We start from the raw sequence: 7,932 nt of genomic DNA, 5'->3' as shown, positions 1-7,932 counted from the left end.
GCCCCCGCTGCCCCAGCCGTCGTTCTGGGGACGGGACGAGTCGATGTCGCGCTGCGCGAGCTGCAGGGCCTCCGAGGCCAGGTGCGCCACTCTGCGCGCGCTGGAGAGCGCCTGCTCGCGGGTGTCCTCCGCGGGGAGAAGATCGGACAGATCGACACGCAGGCGTTCCGCCTCGGCGAGGCGTGTCCTGGCGTCGGCGCCGATCCAGCCGCGATGGCCGGCGATGAGTCCGCGGGCGACACCCAGCTGACGATCGGCGTCGTCGATGGCGTGCTGCACCTGCTGGATGCTCGGCAGCGGGTTCTCCGCTCGGTGCCGAGCCTTCGCGATGGCGTCGTCGAGTGCGGTGTTCGCTGTCCGCAGCTGAGAGAGCTCGGCGAAAGGATCCCCGGGGGTTCCTGCTGGGGTCAGCGCGCTGAGCGCCTCCTGCAGTGCGGCGACAGCCGATGTCACGGCCGGTACCTGCGGCGCCGTCCGGGCCGCGATCAGGTCGCCGCGGGAGTCTGCGACGACCTCGGCGAGTGTCGATTCGGCCCGGAGCGCCTCGATCTCGAAGTCCTCGACGGCGTCGAGCAGGGCCGATGCTCGACGGGTCGCTTCCGTCGCCGTCTCGAGAGCGAGGTTCGCCTCCTCGTTCTGCTTGGCCGCACGGCGCCGTTCCGACACGTCGGCGCCGTGGGTGGCGAAGGCGATGAGTTGCTCGGCCTCGGCGGCGCTCGCCGTGATCTGGTGCATCGCCGAGTCCGAATACCTGTCCGACAGGCGTGCGACAGTCTCGTTCGTGTGCGGGATGCGCTCGCTCAGCGCGGATGCCTCTGCCCTGACCTGCGCGATGATCTCGGGAGCGCGGCGCACCTTCGAGATCGACGCGGCGAGGTCGGATGTCTTCTCGTCGAGCAGGTCCTGCGCCCAGTCGCAGAGCTGGATGATGCGCGCGTTTCGTGTCCGGAGCTCCTCTGGGGTGTCCGGGATCTCGTCATGGTTGAGCTGGTGCATCTGGAAGGCCTCGCGCAGGTGCGTGCGCACGGCAGTGAGCGCCTTCTTCAGGTCGCCGGTGAGCGACTCGCCCAACTCGGCCTCGGCGAACACGAGCTCATCGGATGTCGATCGGATGCGCTCGTCGGCGGCTACCAGGGACTGCTCCGCTCGTCGTGCCAGATCGGCGTCCTGTGCCGCCTGTGCTTCCTGTTCACGCTTGCGCCTGCCCCATATACCTGCCATAGGACTGATCCTAGTTTCCAGGCGGCGGACTCTGGCTGTGCATCCGCTCCAGGCGAACGGTTCAGACGAGTGCCGCGCCCGGCTCCCTCGCGGGTCGTCCGCGCTTGGGACGGTCCGGGGCGAGCCCCAATGCGAGCGCGTGCTGCGGATGCTCGGCGAGGCGGGCCTCCACGTGGTCGAGCCACCGGAGTTCCGCCTCTGCGCTGAGGAGCATCGAATCCACGACGAGCGACCAGGCGAGGCCCTCCGAGGTGCTGTCGTCGCGCGACGAGCGCAGGTGGCGCAGCGACTCCAGGTGTTCGCGCGATGCGCGACGCTGTGCGGCGACCACGGCGGTGGCATCGGACCCGGGAAGCGTGGCCGCGATCGTCACCTTGATCGCGAGCTCATCCCGCGTGGCCTGCCCTCGCTCCACGGGCGAGGCCATCCATCGCTCGGACTCGGCCCGACCGGCGTCGGTGATCTCCCAGTACACGTGACCCTGTGCATCAGCGGCGCCGCGCGCGACGAGCGCGTCGCGTTCGAGTCGCTCGAGCGTGTTGTAGATCTGCCCGACGTTCAGCGGCCAGACCGATCCCGTGCGGCGGTCGAACTCATGGCGCAGCTGATACCCGTAGCACGGACCCTGCGCGAGGATCGAGAGCAGACTCTGGCGCACCGTCATGTCGACCTCCTGTGTCGATCACTATATGCATACCGGGAAACCTTCGCCGTGAGCGCCATGCAGGCGACGTGCAGGTCACGGCCCGGTAACATGACAAGGTATGCCTGGTGCGCGCCCGACTGGCGGCGCCGGAACCATCGACAGGGAGATGACATCTGTGGCCAATCCTCTTGAGAAGCTGCTGCGCGCCGGAGAAGGGCGAGTCATCCGTCGCCTGAACCAGGTGGTGAAGGCCGTCAACGCGCTGGAAGAGGACATCTCCAAGCTCACGGACGACGAGCTTCGCAACGAGACCGTCGAGCTGCGTGAGCGCTTCGCCAAGGGCGAGTCGCTCGACCAGCTCATGCCCGAGGCCTTCGCCGCCGTGCGCGAGGCGGCCAAGCGCACGCTCGGCATGCGCGCCTACGACGTGCAGATCATGGGCGGAGCGGCGCTCCACCTCGGCAACATCGCGGAGATGAAGACCGGTGAGGGAAAGACGCTCGTCGCGACGTTCCCGGCGTACCTCAATGCCATCGCCGGAGAAGGCGTGCACGTCATCACGGTGAATGACTTCCTCGCGAGCTACCAGGCCGAGCTGATGGGGCGCGTCTATCGTGCGCTCGGGATGACCACCGGCATCATCGTGTCCGGTCAGACCCCTGCCGTGCGTCGTGAGCAGTACGGCGCAGATATCACCTACGGCACGAACAACGAGTTCGGCTTCGACTACCTCCGCGACAACATGGCCTGGCGCAAGGAGGATCTCGTCCAGCGCGAGCACTACTTCGCGATCGTCGACGAGGTCGACTCCATCCTCATCGACGAGGCTCGCACGCCGCTCATCATCTCCGGTCCGTCGTCGGGCGAGGCGAACCGCTGGTTCGCCGAGTTCGCGAAGATCGCTCGCACCCTCGAAGCCGGGGTGGACTACGAGGTCGACGAGAAGAAGCGCACCGTCGGTGTGCTCGAGCCGGGTATCGAGAAGGTCGAGGACTACCTCGGCATCGAGAACCTCTACGAGTCGGCGAACACCCCGTTGATCTCCTTCCTCAACAACTCGATCAAGGCGCTCGCGCTGTTCAAGAAGGACACCGACTACGTCGTGATGAACGACGAGGTCATGATCGTCGATGAGCACACCGGACGCATCCTGGTCGGACGTCGGTACAACGAGGGCATCCACCAGGCCATCGAGGCCAAAGAGGCCGTGCCGGTCAAGGCCGAGAACCAGACGCTCGCCACAGTCACACTGCAGAACTACTTCCGCCTTTACGACAAGCTCGCGGGCATGACGGGTACGGCCGAGACCGAGGCCGCCGAGTTCATGTCGACCTACAAGCTCGGAGTCATCCCGATCCCGACGAACCGGCCGATGGTCCGCAAGGATCAGTCGGATCTCGTCTACAAGAACGAGACGGCCAAGTTCGCGCAGGTCGTCGAGGACATCGCCGAGCGCCACGCGGCGGGGCAACCGGTGCTCGTGGGCACGGTCAGCGTCGAGAAGAGCGAGTACCTGTCACGCCTGCTCGCCAAGAAGGGCGTCAAGCACGAGGTTCTCAACGCGAAGAACCACGCTCGCGAAGCGGAGATCGTCGCGCGCGCCGGTCGTCTCGGAGCGGTCACCGTCGCGACCAACATGGCCGGTCGTGGAACCGACATCATGCTCGGCGGCAACGCCGAGTTCCTCGCAGTCCAGGAGCTCAAGGGCAAGGGCCTCGACCCGGTCGAGACCCCCGAAGAGTACGAGATCGCGTGGGATGAGACCTACGAGTCCATGAAGGCCGTAGTCGCGGAGGAGGCGTCGAAGGTCCAGGAGGCAGGAGGCCTTTACGTGCTCGGCACCGAGCGCCACGAGTCGCGGCGCATCGACAACCAGCTGCGCGGCCGCTCGGGCCGTCAGGGCGACCCCGGCGAGAGCCGGTTCTATCTGAGCCTCACAGACGACCTCATGCGTCTGTTCCAGTCGGGTGCAGCAGAGGCCATCCTGGCCCGCACGAACTTCCCGGACGACGTGCCGATCGAGTCGGGCCTGGTCTCGCGCGCCATCCGCAGTGCGCAGTCCCAGGTCGAGTCGCGCAACGCCGAGATGCGCAAGAACGTGCTCAAGTACGACGACGTGCTCAACCGTCAGCGCGAGGCGATCTATGCCGACCGTCGTCATATCCTTCAGGGCGACGACATCGCGGACCGCGTCCAGCATTTCATCGAGGACGCGATCAGCGGGGTCGTTCGCGACCACACCGGCGAAGGGCACAACGAGAGCTGGGACTTCGACGCTCTCTGGACCGAGCTCAAGACGCTCTACCCCGTGAGCGTGACGATCGACGAGGTCGTCTCCGAGGCCGCGGACCGCAAGGGGGGAATCTCGGCGGAGGGGTTGACGCGAGAGCTTCTGTCCGACGCGAAGATCGCGTACGAGACCCGTGAGGAGTCGCTCGGAGAGGCGGCGACGCGAGAGCTGGAGCGTCGCGTCGTTCTGCAGGTGCTCGATCGCCGCTGGCGCGACCACCTCTACGAGATGGACTATCTCAAGGACGGCATCGGTCTGCGTGCGATGGCACAGCGCGATCCGCTCATCGAGTATCAGCGTGAGGGATACGCGATGTTCCAGTCGATGATGGGGCAGATCAAGGAGGAATCGGTCGGATACCTCTACAACCTCGAGGTCGAGGTGCGTCGAGCCGCTGACTCGCAGACCGCCGAGGTCGAGGCGAAGGGGCTGTCCGACGGCGCCGCCGAGCAGCGTCTCGAGTACTCCGCTGCGAACGATGCCGGCGAGGTCGAGGTGCGCAATGATCGCGGACAGGTGCAGCAGGCGGCGACCGACCGTCTGCGCCAGGCCGCTGCGGCCCGAACCGCTCCGGCCGGCGAGGAGCCGGCCGAGGCGGAGGAGAGCCCGCGCGGCGCCTTCGGGCAGCGTACCGGTGCACCGGCCGCGCCCGCCGGGAACCGAGAGCAGCGCCGCGCGCAGGGCAAGAAGAAGAAGTAGCAGAGCGTCGTGAAGAGGGGCTGATCCGCGTGATCAGCCCCTCTTCGCGTCATTGTAGGCTTGCTCAATGACACCAACGCGCCACTTCGATCAGTCGTCGAAGCTCAAGAACGTCCTGTACGAGATCCGTGGAAACACGCTCGTCGAGGCGGCGCGGCTCGAGGCCGAGGGCCACCGGATCCTCAAGCTCAACACGGGCAACCCCGCGATCTTCGGTTTCGAGGCACCGCACCAGATCGTGCACGACATGCTCGCCGCTCTGCCGACCGCTCACGGATACAGCGACAGCAAGGGAATCGTCTCGGCTCGTCGTGCGGTCGTCAGCCGGTATGAGGAGATCGAGGGATTCCCGCGCTTCGACCCGGAGGACGTGTTCCTCGGCAACGGCGTCTCCGAGCTCATCACCATGACGATGCAGGCATTGCTCGATGAGGGCGATGAGGTGCTGATCCCCGCGCCCGACTATCCGCTCTGGACGGCCATGACGAGTCTGGCCGACGGAACGCCCGTGCACTACCTCTGCGACGAGGAGAACGGCTGGCAGCCGGACCTCGAGGACATCCGCTCGAAGATCACGCCTCGCACGAAGGCGATGGTGATCATCAACCCGAACAACCCGACCGGGGTCGTCTACTCGCGCGAGATCCTCGCAGGCATGGTGCAGATCGCGCGAGAGCACGAGCTGCTTCTGCTGTCGGATGAGATCTACGACCGCATCCTCTTCGATGAGGCCACCCACATCCCCACGGCGACCCTGGCACCGGATCTGCTCTGTCTCACCTTCAACGGCCTGTCGAAGACGTATCGGGTGGCCGGCTTCCGCTCGGGTTGGCTCGTGATCACCGGCCCGCAGTCACATGCGAAGGGATTCCTCGAGGGGATCAACCTGCTCGCGTCCACGCGGCTGTGCCCCAACGTTCCCGCGCAGCATGCTGTGCAGGCGGCGCTCGGGGGAGTGCAGTCGATAGACGCGCTGATCGCCCCCACCGGAAGGCTGCACGAGCAGCGGGATGTGGCATGGGAGGGTCTCGAGTCCATCCCGGGTGTCTCCTGCGTCAAACCGATGGGTGCACTGTACGCGTTTCCCCGGCTCGATCCGAACGTGCACGAGATCAGGGACGATGCGAGACTCGTCTACGACCTCCTGGTGTCCGAGCACATCCTGCTCGTGCAGGGGACAGGGTTCAACTGGCCCGCGCCGGATCACCTGCGGCTCGTCACGCTCCCGGAGCCGCGCGTGCTCGCCGAAGCCGTCGAGCGCCTCGGGAACTTCCTCTCGAGCTACCGTCAGTAGGCGCCGTCGTCGTGGCGGCGTGGTCCTGAGCGAGGCCTCGCACCGAGGCCACGAATGAGGACCGTGGCGCGACGTCGGTCATCGGTCGTGCGTGCAGCAGAGCGGCATCTGCGGCTCGTTGGTCGAAAGGGAGGAACGCGACGTCGGTGATCCCGGCGAAGCGATCCAGAGTGCGCCTGATCTGCCCGCGTGCATCGAGGCCCAGGGGGCCGGGACGCAGACGATTGACGACGACGCGAATCGGTGTCTGACCGGTCACCCTCCGAAGCTCCGCATGGTCTCGGATGAAGCGGCTGATTCCGAGCGGGTCTGCGGAGGCGAGCGCGATGATCTCATCCGCTTCCGTGAGCGCCGCGGAGGTCGCCGCATGACGGCGTGGTCCGGTCAGATCGTAGGTGGCCTCGTCGTCGGCATCGAGGGCGCTCGATACATCGACGACCGTTTCCTCAGCCCATGTCCTGCACACGCGGAGTGCGGCCTCGAGTCGATCTTTCGACAGTTCCGGCCACCGACTCGGACGATTGATGCCGCCGAGGACCTCGAGGTGCCCCGCCCCTGTCTCGACGGTGGTGGCGAGACGGGTGAGCTCCGCGACGTCGAGCGCGCCGAGTTCGGCTCGGCGGCAGGCGGCGGCGATCCCAGGTTCGTCGTCGCTCAGCCCGAGCAGGAGAGCCACGGACGGCGCGACCGTGTCCGCATCGACGAGCGCGGTTCGTCGGCCCGCTCGGACGAGTTCGACAGCGAGTTGGATGGCGAGGGTCGACCGCTCGGGCGCACCTGACGGCCCCCACACCGCGACGACCCGGTGCGGCGAACGGGTCGGTCTGCGAGCCGCGGGAGGCGCATCGGCCTCGAGCGCCGCGGCGATCTCCCAACCGCCCGCATCGGCGGGAAGCGCGCTCGTGAGTCCGTATCGGCCGAGAAGTCTGCTCTCGCCTTCGCCGAGTGCGACGATTCGCACGCCGGCCCGATCACACGCTGCGACGAGTGCGGGGGTCAGCACCGCTCGCGAGGCCGGGATGATGACGGCATCCGCTCCCTCCGGCAGTGGAAGCGTCGAGTCCGGGCCCACGACGGCGGCCACATCGACGCCCTCGACCTCCAGTTCGGCGGCGAGAACCGAGGCGCGCGGCTCCGGCATCGCGATGATCACCGTGGTCATCGCGCGGCCCCGACGGGCACGACGGAGAGCACGGAACCGCCGGTGATCGCGGCGAGAACGGCGGCGACGTCCGTGCGGTCGATGACCACTTCGGCGACGGCTCCGCTCGAGGCGAGCATGCCCTCGGATTCTGTGATCGCTGCGACCACGACATCGGCGACCAGCAGGCGAGGCGTGTCATGCACCGTCCCGCTCTCATCGAGTGGAGGAGCATGCCAGATCTCGACGACCGAGCCGGCGTCGAGATCTCCGGGAAGCCCGGTGCTGCTGTCGATCACGATCGTCGTCGTCTTCGTCGACTCGGCAGCGACTGCCGCGTCGCGTGGCAGGAGCTCGCCGGACACGACCGTCCGCCCGGCGACCTGACCGGAGGTGAGATCCTGCGGAGCGAGGTACCCGCCCGTCACCGCGCCGAGGTTCACCTCGACGACCTGGAAGTCGGCGGACACGAGCGCCTCACCGGGCACGATCGTCCTGTTCGCCTGGAGCACGGGCGACGTGGCGGTCGAGGAGGAGACGACGAGCCAGACACCGCCGATCGATGCGGCGACCAACGCGATGCCGATGAGGAAGCGGAGGTCACCCCAGAACGCATATCGAGAGCGAGCCATCAGTTCCAT

At 67.1% G+C, this 7,932-nt stretch carries 6 protein-coding genes; 2 read left to right on the top strand and 4 right to left on the bottom strand.

Going from position 1 to position 7,932, the window contains the following annotated elements; all coding sequences use genetic code 11:
• A partial coding sequence (locus tag IXW21_RS17300) for a hypothetical protein (protein WP_194765481.1) occupies nt 1–1,221 on the bottom strand: 1,221 nt, incomplete at its 3' end.
• Between the two features lie 61 nt (nt 1,222–1,282).
• Complete coding sequence (locus tag IXW21_RS17295; RefSeq protein WP_194765480.1) at nt 1,283–1,885, bottom strand: PadR family transcriptional regulator; 603 nt, start codon at nt 1,883–1,885, stop codon at nt 1,283–1,285.
• Between the two features lie 157 nt (nt 1,886–2,042).
• Between IXW21_RS17295 and secA the strand changes: the two genes are divergently transcribed.
• Nucleotides 2,043–4,856 (top strand): preprotein translocase subunit SecA, encoded by a 2,814-nt coding sequence (gene secA / locus IXW21_RS17290; protein ID WP_194765479.1) that lies wholly within the window; start codon nt 2,043–2,045, stop codon nt 4,854–4,856.
• A 67-nt stretch (nt 4,857–4,923) separates the two neighbouring features.
• Entirely contained in the window at nt 4,924–6,150 is a 1,227-nt protein-coding gene (locus tag IXW21_RS17285; RefSeq protein ID WP_194765478.1) for a pyridoxal phosphate-dependent aminotransferase, read from the top strand.
• On the opposite strand, the gene IXW21_RS17280 is transcribed toward IXW21_RS17285, so the two are convergent.
• Together IXW21_RS17280 and IXW21_RS17275 are read right to left on the bottom strand one after the other, a co-directional pair.
• On the bottom strand, nt 6,074–7,312 hold the full coding sequence (locus IXW21_RS17280) for an AAA family ATPase (protein ID WP_194765477.1): 1,239 nt from the start codon (nt 7,310–7,312) through the stop codon (nt 6,074–6,076). The two genes, IXW21_RS17285 and IXW21_RS17280, sit on opposite strands and share 77 nt — an antisense overlap.
• Nucleotides 7,309–7,932, bottom strand: coding sequence for an SAF domain-containing protein (locus tag IXW21_RS17275; RefSeq protein WP_194765476.1), 624 nt, complete (start codon nt 7,930–7,932; stop codon nt 7,309–7,311). Before IXW21_RS17275 ends, IXW21_RS17280 begins: the two co-directional genes overlap by 4 nt.

It is taken from the genome of Microbacterium sp. UFMG61 (assembly GCF_015354505.1).
GTDB lineage: Bacteria > Actinomycetota > Actinomycetes > Actinomycetales > Microbacteriaceae > Microbacterium.
The sequence above is the reverse complement of the archived record's forward strand: the minus strand, read 5'-3'. Positions and strand labels throughout refer to the sequence as shown.

Bases quoted from the DNA above. Each gene is read 5' to 3' on its own strand.
- IXW21_RS17285 (WP_194765478.1), top strand. From the start codon at position 4,924: ATGACACCAACGCGCCACTTCGATCAGTCGTCGAAGCTCAAGAACGTC.
- IXW21_RS17275 (WP_194765476.1), bottom strand. From the start codon at position 7,932: ATGGAACTGATGGCTCGCTCTCGATATGCGTTCTGGGGTGACCTCCGC.
- IXW21_RS17295 (WP_194765480.1), bottom strand. From the start codon at position 1,885: ATGACGGTGCGCCAGAGTCTGCTCTCGATCCTCGCGCAGGGTCCGTGC.
- IXW21_RS17280 (WP_194765477.1), bottom strand. From the start codon at position 7,312: ATGACCACGGTGATCATCGCGATGCCGGAGCCGCGCGCCTCGGTTCTC.